The organism is Proteus vulgaris (genome assembly GCF_011045815.1).
In the GTDB taxonomy this organism is placed as follows: Bacteria; Pseudomonadota; Gammaproteobacteria; order Enterobacterales; family Enterobacteriaceae; genus Proteus; species Proteus vulgaris_B.
In genome coordinates, this window is sequence record NZ_CP047344.1 from 1,779,164 (window position 1) to 1,794,480 (window position 15,317).

General features: G+C 34.0%; 16 protein-coding genes. 11 read left to right on the top strand and 5 right to left on the bottom strand.

The features are described 5' to 3' along the window. Nucleotides 1-48: 48 nt before the first annotated feature. The 8 genes from pspA to tyrR all read left to right on the top strand — a co-directional run bounded on the left by pspA (nt 49) and on the right by tyrR (nt 6,803). The gene (gene pspA, locus GTH24_RS08345; protein ID WP_072067962.1) at nt 49-717 is read left to right on the top strand and encodes a phage shock protein PspA; all 669 of its coding nucleotides are present in this window, start codon (nt 49-51) and stop codon (nt 715-717) included. A gap of 36 nt (nt 718-753) precedes the next feature. Beyond that, nucleotides 754-984, top strand: a complete 231-nt coding sequence (pspB, locus tag GTH24_RS08350) for an envelope stress response membrane protein PspB (RefSeq protein ID WP_036937208.1) — start codon at nt 754-756, stop codon at nt 982-984. Next, nucleotides 984-1,340, top strand: coding sequence for an envelope stress response membrane protein PspC (pspC, locus tag GTH24_RS08355; protein WP_115349663.1), 357 nt, complete (start codon nt 984-986; stop codon nt 1,338-1,340). The genes pspB and pspC overlap by 1 nt, the downstream gene beginning before the upstream one ends. Before the next feature lie 117 nt (nt 1,341-1,457). Beyond that, nucleotides 1,458-1,712, top strand: a complete 255-nt coding sequence (locus GTH24_RS08360) for a phage shock protein PspD (RefSeq protein WP_072067964.1) — start codon at nt 1,458-1,460, stop codon at nt 1,710-1,712. Then, nucleotides 1,693-3,087 carry a YcjX family protein gene (locus GTH24_RS08365; protein WP_164526220.1) on the top strand — a complete coding sequence of 465 codons (1,395 nt, stop codon included), beginning with the start codon at nt 1,693-1,695 and terminating at the stop codon, nt 3,085-3,087. The genes GTH24_RS08360 and GTH24_RS08365 overlap by 20 nt, the downstream gene beginning before the upstream one ends. Beyond that, nucleotides 3,084-4,127 (top strand): YcjF family protein, encoded by a 1,044-nt coding sequence (locus GTH24_RS08370; protein WP_072067965.1) that lies wholly within the window; start codon nt 3,084-3,086, stop codon nt 4,125-4,127. The genes GTH24_RS08365 and GTH24_RS08370 overlap by 4 nt, the downstream gene beginning before the upstream one ends. A gap of 537 nt (nt 4,128-4,664) precedes the next feature. Further along, nucleotides 4,665-5,084 (top strand): hypothetical protein, encoded by a 420-nt coding sequence (locus GTH24_RS08375; protein ID WP_241254058.1) that lies wholly within the window; start codon nt 4,665-4,667, stop codon nt 5,082-5,084. A 153-nt stretch (nt 5,085-5,237) separates the two neighbouring features. Continuing rightward, nucleotides 5,238-6,803, top strand: coding sequence for a transcriptional regulator TyrR (gene tyrR / locus GTH24_RS08380; protein WP_072067966.1), 1,566 nt, complete (start codon nt 5,238-5,240; stop codon nt 6,801-6,803). A gap of 69 nt (nt 6,804-6,872) precedes the next feature. Here the strand turns inward: tyrR and tpx are convergent, their stop codons facing one another. Further along, the gene (tpx, locus tag GTH24_RS08385) at nt 6,873-7,376 is read right to left on the bottom strand and encodes a thiol peroxidase (RefSeq protein ID WP_072067967.1); all 504 of its coding nucleotides are present in this window, start codon (nt 7,374-7,376) and stop codon (nt 6,873-6,875) included. A gap of 224 nt (nt 7,377-7,600) precedes the next feature. Here tpx and GTH24_RS08390 point away from each other — a divergent pair, with 224 nt between their 5' ends. After that, entirely contained in the window at nt 7,601-9,220 is a 1,620-nt protein-coding gene (locus GTH24_RS08390) for a peptide ABC transporter substrate-binding protein (protein ID WP_072067968.1), read from the top strand. Nucleotides 9,221-9,839: 619 nt separating this feature from the next. On the opposite strand, the gene GTH24_RS08395 is transcribed toward GTH24_RS08390, so the two are convergent. Continuing rightward, a complete protein-coding gene (locus GTH24_RS08395; protein WP_072067969.1) occupies nt 9,840-10,400 on the bottom strand; it encodes a porin family protein in 561 nt (186 codons plus the stop codon). Between the two features lie 258 nt (nt 10,401-10,658). Beyond that, a complete protein-coding gene (locus tag GTH24_RS08400) occupies nt 10,659-11,000 on the bottom strand; it encodes a DUF4377 domain-containing protein (protein WP_072067970.1) in 342 nt (113 codons plus the stop codon). A gap of 346 nt (nt 11,001-11,346) precedes the next feature. On the opposite strand from GTH24_RS08400, the gene zntB reads away from it, so the two are divergent. Continuing rightward, entirely contained in the window at nt 11,347-12,330 is a 984-nt protein-coding gene (gene zntB / locus GTH24_RS08405) for a zinc transporter ZntB (RefSeq protein WP_072067971.1), read from the top strand. Nucleotides 12,331-12,640: 310 nt separating this feature from the next. Here the strand turns inward: zntB and ttcA are convergent, their stop codons facing one another. Both ttcA and leuE read right to left on the bottom strand, forming a co-directional pair. Continuing rightward, nucleotides 12,641-13,564, bottom strand: coding sequence for a tRNA 2-thiocytidine(32) synthetase TtcA (gene ttcA / locus GTH24_RS08410; RefSeq protein ID WP_072067972.1), 924 nt, complete (start codon nt 13,562-13,564; stop codon nt 12,641-12,643). A 308-nt stretch (nt 13,565-13,872) separates the two neighbouring features. Beyond that, nucleotides 13,873-14,463: a leucine efflux protein LeuE gene (gene leuE, locus GTH24_RS08415; protein WP_231619385.1), complete on the bottom strand. Its 591-nt coding sequence runs from the start codon at nt 14,461-14,463 to the stop codon at nt 13,873-13,875. Between the two features lie 535 nt (nt 14,464-14,998). Between leuE and GTH24_RS08420 the strand changes: the two genes are divergently transcribed. Further along, entirely contained in the window at nt 14,999-15,295 is a 297-nt protein-coding gene (locus tag GTH24_RS08420; protein WP_072067973.1) for a putative quinol monooxygenase, read from the top strand. The last annotated feature ends 22 nt before the right edge of the window (nt 15,296-15,317 follow it).

Sequence of the window (15,317 nt, forward strand, 5' to 3'; positions counted from 1 at the left end):
TGAAATATTTAACATTACTAATTAGCATAAGCTATTAAGGATGACATCATGGGTATATTTTCACGTTTTGCTGACATTATTAATGCCAATATCGCTTCTTTATTAGATAAAGCGGAAGATCCTGAAAAAATGATCCGTCTAATGATCCAAGAAATGGAAGATATGTTAGTTGAGATCCGTACAACGTCTGCACGTACTTTAGCTGAAAAGAAAGGATTAGAGCGTCGTATCGAACAAGCGGAAAAACAGATTAAAGATTGGCAAGATAAAGCGGAATTAGCTCTGATTAAAGACAAAGAAGATTTAGCGCGTGCGGCATTAATTGAAAAACAACGTGTTGCTTCAGTTAATGATACGCTAAAACATGAGTTGATTATCATTGATGAAACCTTGACTCGTTTGAAAGGTGAAATCAGTGAATTAGAAAATAAATTGACAGAAACTCGTGCTAAACAACAGTCTTTAGTTGTTCGCCATCAAGCAGCAAATTCATCTCGTCAAGTTCGTCGCCAATTAGACAGTGGTAAAATGGATGCAGCAATGGCACGTTTTGAACAATTTGAGCGTCGAATTGATCATATGGAAGGCGAAGCGCAAAGCTACGGGTTAGGTAAAGAGAAATCATTAGACCAACAGTTTGCTGAATTAAAAGCTGATGATGAAATTAGCGCGCAATTAGCGGCATTAAAAGCTAAAATCAATATCAATAAAGAGTAACAGCAAGCGTAATAACCATCTTATAAAGGATATGTAATGGGCTATATATTTCTGGGAATACCACTGACCATTTTTATTTTATTTGTTCTCCCTATCTGGCTGTGGTTGCATTACAGCAATCAGAAAGGTGGTGGGAATGTTCAGTTAACCCAACAAGAAATGCAGCGACTGAGCGCGCTGGTGGATAAAGCTCAGCAAATGCAGGAACGCATTAAGACGCTAGAACAAATACTTGATGCAGAACATCCTAACTGGAGGCAATCATAATGACGGTACAAAGTAAGAAATTGTATCGCTTGCCACAAGAGGGCGTGATCCGTGGCGTATGCGCAGGCCTTGCCCATTATTTTAATATTCCTGTTTTACTTGTCAGGGTTATTGCGGTGATTGCACTCTTTGCTGGATTTTTTGGCCTAACTATTGTTGCTTATCTTGTTTTGAGTTTTTTTATGGAACCTGCGCCAGCTAATTACCAACAAGGTGGTGAGCAACAGGAGAGTTTAAAAGAAATTTTAAGCGGTGTTGATAATCAATTAATGCAAGGTGAAAAACGTTTACAACAAATGGAACGATATATTACCTCTTCCAGTTATCAATTAAATAAACGCTTTCGCGATCTGTAATATTTTCACCAATTGATCCGATAAGACGCTCCGATTTAGGAGCGTCTTTCGTTAAGTCGGTTTATTTTATACTGAATGAATTAGGAATAAGCAAAATTCCTGATTGAGGAGAGTACTATGAATATTAATCAAGCTTATATCTCGTTAAAAACAAATAAACTCACCTACTTTGCCAAAAAAGGGTTAACATTTGGGGTAATGTTATTGACTTTATTTGGGCCAGCCGCAATAACTGGCAGTATAATAAAACGCGTAAGTAGCAAGCCGTTACGTTGGTTGGTTCTATTGATAGCAGAGCCTGTTATTAAAGCAGGTTTAAATAAGCTATCGCGTCAAATGTCTTGGGAGAAACATGAAACGCCTACAAAATGAACTTACAGCTTTTATTAATCGTGGTGTTGATAGGCATCTTCGCTTAGCGGTAACTGGATTAAGCCGAAGTGGTAAAACGGCATTTATTACTTCTTTAGTTAACCAACTTATTAATGTGCATACAGGTGCGCGTTTACCGCTCTTTTCAGCGGCACGGGATAAGCAACTATTGGGTGTAAAACGTATTCCTCAGCATAATTTAAATATACCCCGATTTACTTATGACGAAGGAATGGAATCGCTTTATCACACGCCTCCAAGTTGGCCGGTTCCGACTAAAGGAGTGAGTGAAATTCGTTTACAACTACGTTATCGCTCAAATGAATCATTAACACGTTTTATCAAAGAAACATCTTCGCTTTATTTAGAGATTGTTGACTACCCTGGCGAATGGTTATTAGATTTACCGATGCTTGAGCAAGACTATTTTGAATGGTCTGAGCAAATGAATAAGGTAAATCGTCAAAGAACATTGCCAGAACAAAATTGGCAAACACAACTTAAAAAATGCGATCCCTTTGCACCTGCTGATGAAACGTTATTAGCGGATATTGCCTCCGCTTACACTGAATATTTATTAGCATGTAAAAAAGAAGGGCTTCATTTTATTCAACCCGGTCGTTTTGTTTTACCTGGTGAATTAGCGGGCGCGCCTGTTTTGCAGTTTTTTCCTTGGCCCGATTTACAACAGCATGATATTACTAAATTAAAAAATGCTGATAAACGGACTAATATTGGCATGCTAAAGCAACGTTATGAATATTATGGTCAGCATGTGGTAAAAGGTTTTTATCGAGATCATTTTCAAGGTTTTGATAGGCAAATTGTTTTAGTGGATTGTTTGCAACCTCTCAACCAAGGCGCTGATGTTTTTAATGATATGCGGCAGGCTTTAACACAATTAATGCGTAGCTTTCATTATGGTAAAAGAACACTACTTCGGCGTTTATTTTCACCTTGTATTGATAAGTTATTATTTGCAGCGACTAAAGCTGATCATATTACAGTTGACCAGCACGAAAATTTAGTTTCATTGCTTCAACAACTTATTCAAGATGCTAAACAAAATGCTATTTTTGAGGGGATCAGTATTGATTGCATGGGGCTTGCCTCTATTGCTGCAACTGAAAGTGGCATTGTGGATCACCATGGTGAAAAAATCCCAGCATTAAAAGGTTTTCGTTTAAGTGATAACAAACCTTTGGTGTATTTTCCTGGTGAAGTTCCTAAACGATTACCTGAAAAAGCATTTTGGGAAAAACAAGGATTTAGTTTCGAATCTTTTAGACCACAACAAATATCAAGAGATAGCGCAGTTCCTCATATTCGCATGGATAGTGCAATGGAATTCTTGTTAGGGGATAAATTAAAATGAATGAGCCATTAAAATCACGAATTGATTTTAAAGAGCCCATACTTCAAGATGAAGTAAGCTTAAAGAAAGGTATTGATTTTCAGGAGAATGAAGCATTTCTACCTATTGATCCTCAATTAGATGAAGAAAACGAAGGGCAGCTAGAAGGTGATATCCAATCTATTTTAAAACCTAAAAAAAGTGTATGGAAACGCTTAATCACAGTTGCAAGTACTATTTTAGGGATTAGCGTTATCGCTCAAACAGGACAATGGATTTATGAGTCATGGATAAACTCGGATTGGATTGCATTAGGTGCAGCAAGCGCAGGGGGCTTAATTGTTATTGCAGGAATTGGCTCTGTAATAACAGAATGGCGTCGTATCTATCGCTTACGCCAAAGAGCAGATGAAAGAGATAAAGCAAAAGAATTACTTTATAGTCATGCGATGGGAAATGGCCGACCTTTTTGTGAGAAATTGGCTAAACAAGCAGGGATACATTCACAACATCCAGCACTAATTCGTTGGCAAAGTGCATTACATGATACGCATAATGACAAGGAAGTATTAGAGCTTTATAGCCAATTAGTTCAACCTATTTTAGATAAGCAAGCGAGAGCTGAAATTAGTCGCTCTGCTGCAGAATCAACATTAATGATAGCAGTAAGCCCACTAGCGATGGTTGACATGGCTTTTATTGGTTGGCGTAACATTCGTTTAATTAATCGTATCGCTGAAATTTATGGTATAGAGTTGGGATACTATAGTCGCTTAAAATTATTTCGCCTTGTCTTAGTCAATATTGCATTTGCGGGTGCTACTGAACTAGTAAGAGAAGTTGGAATGGATTGGCTTTCTCAAGATCTAGCTGCACGACTATCAACACGAGCAGCCCAAGGAATTGGTGCTGGCTTATTAACGGCACGTTTAGGGATCAAGGCAATGGAATTATGCCGACCACTACCTTGGATCGATGATAATAAACCAAAGTTGGGTGATTTTAGAAAAGAGCTTATAGGAAAATTAAAAAATACAATTAGTGGTAAGAAAAAAGAATAAAATAAAGTTTCTAATATTGAGTTATTTTAAATAAAAACCGTAGAGTTATTTCTACGGTTTTTTTGTATAAAAAATTTGTGAAAAAAAAGGTTGTATAAAATTACACTCATGATGAAAATGTCGATATTTTATATTTAAATAAATTATTTCATGCTATAAAACACTATCTACTTTTTATTTATTATATTGTAATTATTTATTAATGAAATTAGTTCAATAAAATACCTTTAAAAAGAGTAAAAGTATCCAAAAAGAAAAGTGATTGTAATTCATTGTATTTGTTGATTAATGCTTATGTTTTTAGTGAAGTGTTCGTAATTTCCATAAAAATATTCCCTTTTTGATAGAAAATAGTATTGAGTTTAATGAGGTAAATGGCGTTAAATATCACGGTAAAATGTTTACCACAGAAATATTATCTCAATATATTTTCAAAATTTACTCTGTAGACAATTTTTTATTAAAAAAGAAAGATGGTTTTTATTTATAAGAAATAGGTAAAGATTTAACAAATAATATTTTTAATTAGGTCGAAAAATGAAAGAAATACAGATATCAGTAATAAAAAAACTCTCGAAGGAAAGACGCCAGCTTTATCTTAGTTCTACTCTTAATGTGTCAAATATTGATAAACAATTGAGTATTTTGATCCCTATTCTTAGTGAAACAATCGATGAAATTAAAAAAAAGCAGCACCCAAAACAATCTAAATCATTTCAAATACAAGGAACATCAGAATTTTTTGAATATCTAAGAGAGGCAGACAAAAAAGAACAGGCAATCAATGCATTAAAGTATCTTCTTTTTTGTTTTGATAATGGCTGTAAAACTATTAAGAAAGTAATACGCCGAGAATTAGGCCCCTTAATAAAAAATATCGAATATCTTATTGATTTTGAGCTAAAAAAAATAATAAAAAACTCTTCATTTTCATTATTTGATTTTTTTAAAGCATAAATAATTCAGGTTTAAAATCAAAATACAATCTTATCTGTGTAAAAATAAATGCTAGTAGTGTCAACTTTTGCTGACAAGGCTCTTTATTTGGTTGATATTTATGTATAATATCTAGAATAAGTTCAGGGTCACTCAGTATTAAGAAGGTTTATAATGCGTTTAGAGATCACTTGTGAAGATCGCATCGGGTTAACCCGTGAATTGTTAGATCTACTAGTATTAAAAAATATTGATTTGCGTGGAATTGAAATATTTCCAATAGGTCTTATCTACCTGAATTTTTCACAGATTGATTTTGATATATTTCAACCGTTAATGGCGGAAATACGGCGAATAAATGGTGTTATTGATGTTCGTACGGTTGCATTTATGCCATCAGAACAAGAGCATCGAGCCATGTGGACACTGCTAGAATCTGTGCCAGTTCCGGTTTTTTCTATTAATATTAAAGGCCAAATAAAATTACAAAATCCGGCAACTCGTCAACTATTTGAACTTGATGCTAACGATAATAGCGAGAAATCATTCAATCAACTGATCCCTAATTTTAATATTCATCGTTGGTTAGAACAAAAAGATCCTTCAGCTGAAATTATTCCAATCAATTTAAAAAAACAAAGTTTTGATATGGAAATAGTACCAATAAAACTTGCAGATGATAACCAATCTAATCATTGTGTCGGCGCGCTTATTTTATTGAAATATCGAGATGCTATTCATGAGAGTTCAAAATTAATTGTCAGTGATAATCATGAATTTGAGAAAATTATTGCTGTTAGCTCTCAAATGAAACAACTTGTTGAACGTGCAAAAAAAATGGCAAAAATGGATGCGCCACTGCTATTGGTGGGGGATACCGGTACAGGAAAAGATTTATTTGCTAAAGCCTGTCATTTCCTTAGTTCCCGCGCTAGAAATCCTTTTTTGGGACTCAATTGTGCTTCAATGCCTGATGATGTAGTAGAAAGTGAATTATTTGGTTATGCTGCAGGAGCTTACCCTAATGCTGTTGAAGGAAAAAAAGGCTTCTTCGAGCAGGCAGACAGAGGAACTGTTTTACTTGATGAAATTGGTGAAATGTCGCCTCAAATGCAAATTAAGCTTTTACGTTTTTTAAATGACGGGACATTTCGCCGAGTAGGTGAGGAGCACGAGGTTAATGTCAATGTTCGTATTATTTGTGCGACGCAGAAAAATTTGTGGGAGTTGGTGCAAAAAGGATTATTTAGAGAAGATCTCTATTATCGCCTGAATGTATTAACGTTAACTCTACCTCCGCTGCGGGAAAGAAAAGCCGATATTATGCCGTTAGCAATGCATTTTATTAACCAATATTGTGTTGAGCAGCAAGCAACTAAACCTGTAATATCACCGGAATTATCAGTTTATTTAACACAGTATGGTTGGCCTGGTAATGTTCGCCAATTAAGAAATACTGTTTATCAAGCAATGGCACAATTAGTAGGAAACACTCTGCGAATTCAGGATATTACTTTGCCTGAACATACAGATGAAACTCTATTTGATGAGGATTTATTGGAAGGCTCTTTAGATGAAATGACAAAACGCTTTGAAGCTTCAATTTTAACACGTTTATATCGTGATTACCCAAGTACCCGGAAACTTGCAAAACGTTTAGGCATTTCTCATACTGCGATTGCTAATAAATTGAGAGAATATAATTTAACAAATAAAAAGAACGAAAAATCTGAAGGTTAATTTTGTTGTAGGAATTTCTGCATAAAAAATAGACGAGCGTAATGCTCGTCTATTTTTTTATAATGAATATTATTTCAGTGCATTTAATGCATTATCATAATTTGGTTCAGTTGTGATTTCATCAACTAGCTGGGTGTAGAGAACAGTATTGTTTTCATCTAACACAATCACAGCACGGCTAGTTAAGCCCGCTAATGGGCCTGATGTAATAGCAACACCATAGTTTTCTTTAAATTCAGCACCACGCATTGTAGATAATGTTACAACATTATCTAAACCTTCAGCACCACAAAAACGCGCTTGGGCAAAAGGTAAGTCAGCTGAAATACATAAAACAACCGTGTTATTTAGTTCATTTGCAACTTTATTAAATTGACGAACACTCGCAGCACAAACACCCGTATCTACGCTTGGGAAAATGTTTAGAACTTTACGTTTACCTGCAAAGTTTGTTAAAGAGATATCATTAAGATCTTTACCAACGAGAGAGAAATCAGCAGCTTTTTGACCTACTGTTGGGAATTTACCCGCCAGAGTCACTGCATTTCCTTGTAAAGTAACTTGATGTGCCATTGTTGTTCTCCTTTATTAGTTGTCAGACTAATTATTATTAATACTAAATTATTAACGAAAAATCTTGTTAATGCTTAACCATTATTAAAACTTACCACTATTTGCATAGTGACCATGAAAAACATAAAAATTTATAAAATATTTGTAATCAGTGATTGTGCCTTTTTATCAGGCTCTTATAATTATGCAGTTCATTCTCATACAGATTACAGGACGAAACAGTCATGCGCAAAATATTCGTCATTTCATGTGCACTTGTCGTTCAAGGATTATTCCTATCGCAGGTAAATGCGGCGGTAGTACCAGCTGGAACGATACTTGATAAAAAACAAGAAGTGGTTAGACATTTAAAAGATGAACCAGCGTCACTTGATCCTATTAATGCCGTTGGTTTAACAGAAGCTCAAGTGCAACGTGATTTATTTGAAGGGTTGACGATAGAAGATGAGCATGGACGAGCTATTCCTGGCGTCGCTCAGAGTTGGCGTACTGAAGATAATCGTGTATGGATCTTTACTTTGCGTGATAATGCAAAATGGTCTAATGGAGAAAAAGTCACTGCAGCTGATTTTGTTTACAGTTGGCAACGATTAGTTGACCCTAAAAATCTTTCACCTTTTGCATGGTATGCTTCGCTCGCTTCTATTGAGAATGCTCAAAAAATTATTGATGGAAAATTAAAACCAAGCTCATTGGGTGTAGAAGCAATAGATGAAAAAACGTTAAAAGTGACGTTAGAGCGGCCCGTTTCTTATTTTCCAAGTCTGACAACGAATTTTTCTTTATACCCAGTTCCTCGCCATAGCATTGAAAAATATGGTGTTGGTTGGATCAAGGTTGGTAATTTAGTTGGAAATGGTGCTTTTGTTTTAACAGACAGAGTGGTTAATGAAAAAATTGTATTAACGCCTAATCCTTATTATTGGGATCATAAAAATACAGTATTAACAAAAGTCACTTTTGTACCGATAAACCATGAATCACATGCAACTAAACGCTATTTAGCGGGTGATATCGATATAACAGAGTCATTTCCTAAAAATTTATACCATAAACTAATGAAAGATATTCCTAATGAGGTTTATATACCAGATCAATTAGGAACATATTATTATGCTTTTAATACTCAATCAGGGCCGACAAAAGATATTCGTGTACGTAAAGCGTTGGCAATGGCAATAGACAGAAAAATTATTACCGATAAAGTGTTAGGCACTGGTGAAAAGCCAGCAAATCGTTTTACACCAGATGTTACGGCTAATTTTACACCAGAATCAACTATTTACGATGAATATAATCAAGATGAGTTAGATAGCCAAGCCAAGATACTGTTGGCAGCGGCAGGATATGGATCTCATAATCCATTAAAATTATCATTGTTATATAATAATTCGGAAAATCATCAGAAAATTGCTATTGCAGTCGCTTCTATGTGGAAGAAAAAGCTAGGGGTTAAAGTCGAACTACGCAATCAAGAATGGAAGACGTATATAGACAGCCGAAACTCAGGGGATTTTGATGTGATAAGAGCATCATGGGTTGGTGATTATAATGAACCTTCTACTTTCTTAAGTTTATTAGGCTCTAAACATGCGGGCAATATACCTAAATATCAAAATAAGCAATATGATGAAGTTTTGACATTGTCAGGCATGGCGATTGATGCAAATGAAAGAAATAGTTTATATAACCGAGCAGAGCAAATTATCGCTGAGGATGCGCCAATAGCACCTATTTATCAATATACTAATGGACGATTGATAAAACCTTGGTTGAAGGGTTATCCCATTGAGAATCCTGAAGATGTTGCCTATAGCCATACGCTGTATATATTAAAACATTAAAATAGTAATGAAATAGATTACTTGAAATTAGCTATTGGTGAACTCAGGCTGTATAAAATAGTAAGAGAAAATAGATAATGCCTCAAAGTTAATACCTTACTTTGAGGTGTTTTTTTATTAAAAAAACAAAAAAGAAAACTAAACAATTCTTGTTTACAGTATTAATCTTGAATAAATGGAGGTGTGTATAAAATAAGAGGGCATATAAATAAAAAAGAACCCCTTTAAAAAGGGGCGTAGCAAAATAAAGCAGATTAATTTATTGTCTGGATATAAATTATATTTTTAATACCTTGTTTGCACGCTTTTTATTGTATCTAACTGTTACAGCAATTAATAATATATGTATAAAAAAAAGTCCCTCTGTTATAAAAACAGAAGGAGACTCAAAAGGAATAAACATTGCAGAAGAGATGTTAATACATTTTTGCCACTTTGTTTTGACTAATTGTGCAATGTGTCCGATGTTAAATATTATATTTCATATTGTTTATGGGTGTAATCCCTTAAATACAATGAAAATTGATGTGTTTATTACTATATTTAAGCCTTTTATAGATAAATTTACCTATTAGCATTCTATTTATTGTTAAATAAAACTATAGTTTTTTAGGGTGATTTAAAAACGATAACCTAAAGATAATTGTATGCTATTTAATTCAATGTGACGTTTGTTTGCTGTGACATCGGAATAAAGATAGCCAAAGTTAATTGCAATCTCTTTTGTTGGGTGATAATCGATACCTATTTGACCAATAACACTTGTTGTCTCAACAATATGTGTGTCTGTTACCTCTATTTCAGGATGAAATTTATCTTCTTTATGTTTTAATTTATTGGGCCCCATTTGGGCATAAACAGAAACGGTCGGTGTTATTCTATAAGTAGGACCGATTAATAGAGCTGTAGTTTTAGTTTTATATTGTTTTATTGATGGTGTGATAAAACGAGGATCTTTAAAGGGTTCTTTATGATTTGAATTTAAATGCAGTAGAGAAACTAATATTCCCCACGTATTTCCTGTCTCATAACGATAGCTGACAATCATCCCCTTTGCTGTATCACCTTTTATTTTTCCATGCATATAACCGCCATAGACGGTATGTGCCTCATTATTAGCATGCAATGTAGAAGAATAAGATAAAGCGAAACTAATTAAAAAAAAGACTAATTTATTCATTATAGAGTTTCTATGTTGATGTAAAGAACTCTATTTTTAGTAAATTCAAACACGATTTCAATGTTAATTGATTGAAATTACTCTTAAAAAAAATTAGCAGACTTATCTATAATAAATAATAAAAAATGAGATTACATAAATAGCTTATTAATAAATTTTATCAATTTGTTAATAATAACCATCAGAAAAATAATATTAATAGATGAATTACTCACAATAGTGAATACGGCCTATTGTGAGCTTGAATTAAGTAAAAAATTACTTTTTATCGACAATTTCTACCAGTGTATATTTTACACTAGGTGCATCAGCTGGGGGATTAGGAATATCTGTAACATTTACTTTTAATGTGTATTCAGTACCTGCTTTATATTCAAAACCTTCAATATTCTGATAGAAAAGGGACCATTCGCCTGAAGGTAGTTCTTTCACCTTCATGCATTTCATTGGTGCAACACCGACACAGTCATAAAGTTGTGAATCGACCAGAAGTGTTTTTGTTGTATCAGAAGTAGAGGCAGTATTAGCACTTTCAGTCGATGTTGCATCATTGCATCCGACTAAAAGTAAAAATAAAGGAATAGCGAGAAATTTTTTCATATTCATGACCTTATTTTTAGGTTGCAATAAATGTATAAGATAATATTTAGTATACACTAGGGAGCTAATTATTATAAATTACAGTAGATAAAATTTTTTCTATAAATAAAGGAAGTTATCTATAGGTATTTTCAGTATTAATATACTAACGTAATTATCCGAATTGGATTTAGTGTAATAATCCTAAAGTGGGAAATATAAATAGAAGTTTTAGATTAACTATACAAAAATAGTGTTGATATACAGTGGACTAGAAAAAAGTATAAAATAAAGCTTTGAAAATAATTAGATAAAGAGATGATGAATTAATCTATTGTGACTAAAGCAAGAGTATGGAGGAAACTAAGTGAAAACAATTAATGACTCTATTTTGCAAGATTCAGATGCAATTTATGCCACACAACTTGATGGACATGGGGGAGCAATAGAAATAACACCAAAAACAGTTGTTTCAAATGAAACCCCATATTGGATACATTTAGATTATCGCAAGCCACAAAGTGCACAATGGATCCAAGATACAGAATTACTTCCACCGATTGCTAAAGATGTATTATTAGCTGAAAACGTAAGACCTAAAGCACAGCGTATTGGTGAAGGTGTCGTTATCAACTTACAAACAATTAATAATAATCCTAATGACCGACCTGATGAACTAGTTGCATTCAGGATTTATATTAACAGTCAAACTATTATTTCAAGTCGCCATCGTCGTGTTAATTCGGTTGATTCAGTTATTCATACATTAGAGTTAGGCAATGGACCTGAAAGCAGTGGTGATTGGCTTATTACCATGGCAGATGCTGTGACCGATGAAATAGGGGAGTTTGTTGAAACGCTGCATGATCAATTAATTGAATTAGAAGATATGATCCTCGATCAACAAATACCGGCGAGAGGTGAGCTTGCCTTATTAAGAAAACAGCTGATTGTCTTACGTCGTTATATGGCACCACAGCGAGATGTATTTTCAAGGCTTTCTATCGAAAAGCTACCGTGGATGAGTGATAGCGATAGAGTCACAATGCTCGAAATATCGGAAAGACTTTCTCGACGTTTAGAGGATTTGGACAGTAGTATTTCTCGTACAGCAGTGATCGCTGATGAAATAACATCAATGATGGCTGATGCGATGAATAGACGTACTTACACTATGTCATTAATGGCGATGTTATTTTTACCAACAACATTTCTAACAGGACTATTTGGTGTCAATTTAGGCGGAATACCTGGAAATGAATTTCCTTATGGTTTTACCATTTTTTGTTTATCTCTCTTTGTTTTGATTGTGATTGTTACTTGGTGGTTAAAGCGTAGTAGATGGTTGTAAAAATTCAGAAAATTAATCGTAACTAAATGGATTTAAAAAAGAATTCTCTTACCCTGTTTGAGATATATCAATTTTTTAAAATAGAACATCTGGCATTATAACTCTCGCAGGTGAATACAACGTTGAGCGATGAACGTTGTGCTCCATAATTGTAGTTTTTCTCATATTGAGTTCTTAATACAGAATAATTGACCATTATTACACCGATGTTTATTAACATCGGTTTTTTTTTGCTTAAAATTATTGTTGGCGATTATTTTATCAAAAAAATCCTAAGCCTCTAAGACAATAAGGCTTAGGTGATAGAGGCCTATTTAACTTCAACAATATCTAATTTATTCTGGCTAAAGTCTGGGCGCTCGTCATCTTCTTCTTGAAACATCACCGGTACAGCAGGGATCTCATCTTTATCAAATGCTAAGTCACCACCATTAATAACTTCATCACCATGTTTGATATTGGCAAAGTCAAATAATTGAGTATCACACAGATGTGATGGAACAATATTTTGTGTTGCTCTAAACATCGTTTCAATGCGTCCTGGATAACGTTTATCCCAATCTCTCAACATCTCTTTAATTACTTGGCGTTGAAGATTAGGTTGAGAGCCACAAAGGTTACATGGAATAATTGGGAATTGTTTGGCTTGTGCGAAACGCTCAATGTCTTTTTCACGTGCATAAGCGAGAGGGCGAATAACAATATGTTTGCCATCATCACTCATTAATTTAGGTGGCATGCCTTTAAGTTTGCCACCATAAAACATATTTAAAAATAACGTTTCTAAAATATCATCACGATGATGACCTAAAGCAATTTTCGTTGCGCCGAGTTCTGTCGCTGTGCGATATAAAATACCACGACGTAAACGTGAACATAACGAGCAAGTTGTTTTACCTTCAGGAATAATATCTTTGACAATTCCATAGGTATTTTCTTCAACAATTTTATATTCCACACCAAGTTCATTTAAATACTCAGGTAAAATATGCTCAGGAAATCCGGGTTGTTTTTGATCTAAATTGATGGCAATAAGTGAAAAATGAATTGGTGCGCTTTTTTGCAGATTCATTAAGATGGAAAGTAGTGTGTAACTATCTTTACCACCAGAAAGGCAGACCATGATTTTGTCGCCTTCCTCAATCATATTAAAGTCAGCGATAGCTTGCCCAACATCACGGCGTAAGCGTTTTTGGAGTTTGTTGAAATTATACTGCTCTTTTGGGATGCTCATTTTTTACGGTTCTATATCGTTGCTGATTATTCTGTAACTTGCTAACCAAGGCTTTGTTTTCATGTTACGTTTTGAACCCTTAAAAACTTTATCAATCAATAAGCTTTTTAAGACCCAAATACTGGACGATTTGAAAAACAAAGTTATTTATGGCAAGAAAATTGATAAGTCGCCAATGATACCAGATGCTAGGGTGGTTTCGATATAGATAACTGCAGTTAAGCGATATCAGAACTAGTTAAGCGTGGAAATAAAAAACGGCAATTCGTCAATGATTGCCGTTTTTTCTCATTTTTTACTACATTTAATTATGATGATAATGTCGCTAATTTTGTAGCAAAACCCATAAAGAAAATGCCTATAACACCATTTCCTAACTTAGCAATATTTTTGCGAGAACCGAAGAATCGAGCAAGCGCTACACCGCCAAATATTAAAAAAGAGAGATAGATAAAACTAAAAGCCTCAAGCATCGAGGCTAGGATTAAATAGGATAACCCTGTATGTGCATAATTAAAGTCGATAAATTGCACAAAAAATGAAATATAAAATAAGATTGCTTTAGGATTGGTTAAACTTAATGTGAGTGCTTTTCTAAAAATATGTTTTTGTATATTCGCTGTTTGCTCAGCATGTGCTTTTTTGGAAAAAAAAGTTGAATGAATAATTTTTATTCCCAGATAAAGAAGGTAAAAAGCACCTAAAAAACGGACAATAGTAAAGAGAACTGGGGAGGCTTTTATTACAGAGGCGACACCAATAAAGGCGAGAAAAATCAAAATTGCATCACCTAAAAAGACACCAAATGCTGCACGGTAACCTGCACTGACACCGCCAGATGCACTCGTTTTTAGTACATAAAGTGTGTTAGGTCCAGGAACAAGAATAATAAAGAACATGCCAGCAAGGTATGTCCAAATATTGAGTACGCCAAATTGTTCAAACCACACGTTAACCCCCAAATCTGACTTCTTCGTATAACTTCATGAACCATTATTATATAAAGAGGATCGTTCCTATTAAAACGTATATTTTCATTTAAATTAATAATAAATGTTTGATGATCACTGCTATTTATTCAACAAAAAAATTTCTTTGTTATTTCAAAGAGATCTTAGCACTACTTCTATCTTGCCTTTCAAAATAGGTGTGCTCTTAAAAAGAAGATAATGTATTGATAGAAATATAAAATGTGTTTTAAAGGCAAAAATACAACAGAGAAAATTGATAAGTTTGCCCAAAAGGTAAGACTGTTCACTTATTGGCTGAAAAGTGAACACTTAAAAAGAATATATCCGCTTTAACGATGTTATTTTCATCTTTTTAATATTGATTTTTTCTTATGTAAAGATGATAGATCTCTTTAGGTAACTCGACTATATTTATCTGTATGTTTATACAGTTAATGCTTATTAAGTCGATCAAGGAAACATCATGCTAAAAGTGATTGCTGAAGAATTTATTAAAACAGAAGCGATTGAAATTGTTTTACCACTCTACCGTGAATTAGTGGAAGCGACAAAGAAAGAACCTCTTTGTATTAGTTATGATTTATATATTGATGAAAAAGACCCAGGTCATTTTGTTTTTATTGAGCAATGGCCTGATCATGCTGCTCTTGATATTCATTGTGCCAGTGAACATTTTCAGCGGCTCGTTCCTATGATTGATGCCTATAAAAAAGCCGAGCCTAAATTTTTACTTATGGGGAATGCTTTTGATGAAAAGTAAAGGGAAGAGCAGTAGTCTACTT

Bases quoted from the DNA above. Each gene is read 5' to 3' on its own strand.
- GTH24_RS08395 (WP_072067969.1), bottom strand. From the start codon at position 10,400: ATGAATAAATTAGTCTTTTTTTTAATTAGTTTCGCTTTATCTTATTCT.
- GTH24_RS08400 (WP_072067970.1), bottom strand. From the start codon at position 11,000: ATGAAAAAATTTCTCGCTATTCCTTTATTTTTACTTTTAGTCGGATGC.
- GTH24_RS08420 (WP_072067973.1), top strand. From the start codon at position 14,999: ATGCTAAAAGTGATTGCTGAAGAATTTATTAAAACAGAAGCGATTGAA.
- tpx (WP_072067967.1), bottom strand. From the start codon at position 7,376: ATGGCACATCAAGTTACTTTACAAGGAAATGCAGTGACTCTGGCGGGT.
- GTH24_RS08370 (WP_072067965.1), top strand. From the start codon at position 3,084: ATGAATGAGCCATTAAAATCACGAATTGATTTTAAAGAGCCCATACTT.
- tyrR (WP_072067966.1), top strand. From the start codon at position 5,238: ATGCGTTTAGAGATCACTTGTGAAGATCGCATCGGGTTAACCCGTGAA.
- pspC (WP_115349663.1), top strand. From the start codon at position 984: ATGACGGTACAAAGTAAGAAATTGTATCGCTTGCCACAAGAGGGCGTG.
- GTH24_RS08365 (WP_164526220.1), top strand. From the start codon at position 1,693: ATGAAACGCCTACAAAATGAACTTACAGCTTTTATTAATCGTGGTGTT.
- GTH24_RS08375 (WP_241254058.1), top strand. From the start codon at position 4,665: ATGAAAGAAATACAGATATCAGTAATAAAAAAACTCTCGAAGGAAAGA.
- pspA (WP_072067962.1), top strand. From the start codon at position 49: ATGGGTATATTTTCACGTTTTGCTGACATTATTAATGCCAATATCGCT.
- pspB (WP_036937208.1), top strand. From the start codon at position 754: ATGGGCTATATATTTCTGGGAATACCACTGACCATTTTTATTTTATTT.
- GTH24_RS08360 (WP_072067964.1), top strand. From the start codon at position 1,458: ATGAATATTAATCAAGCTTATATCTCGTTAAAAACAAATAAACTCACC.
- GTH24_RS08390 (WP_072067968.1), top strand. From the start codon at position 7,601: ATGCGCAAAATATTCGTCATTTCATGTGCACTTGTCGTTCAAGGATTA.
- ttcA (WP_072067972.1), bottom strand. From the start codon at position 13,564: ATGAGCATCCCAAAAGAGCAGTATAATTTCAACAAACTCCAAAAACGC.
- leuE (WP_231619385.1), bottom strand. From the start codon at position 14,463: ATGTTCTTTATTATTCTTGTTCCTGGACCTAACACACTTTATGTACTA.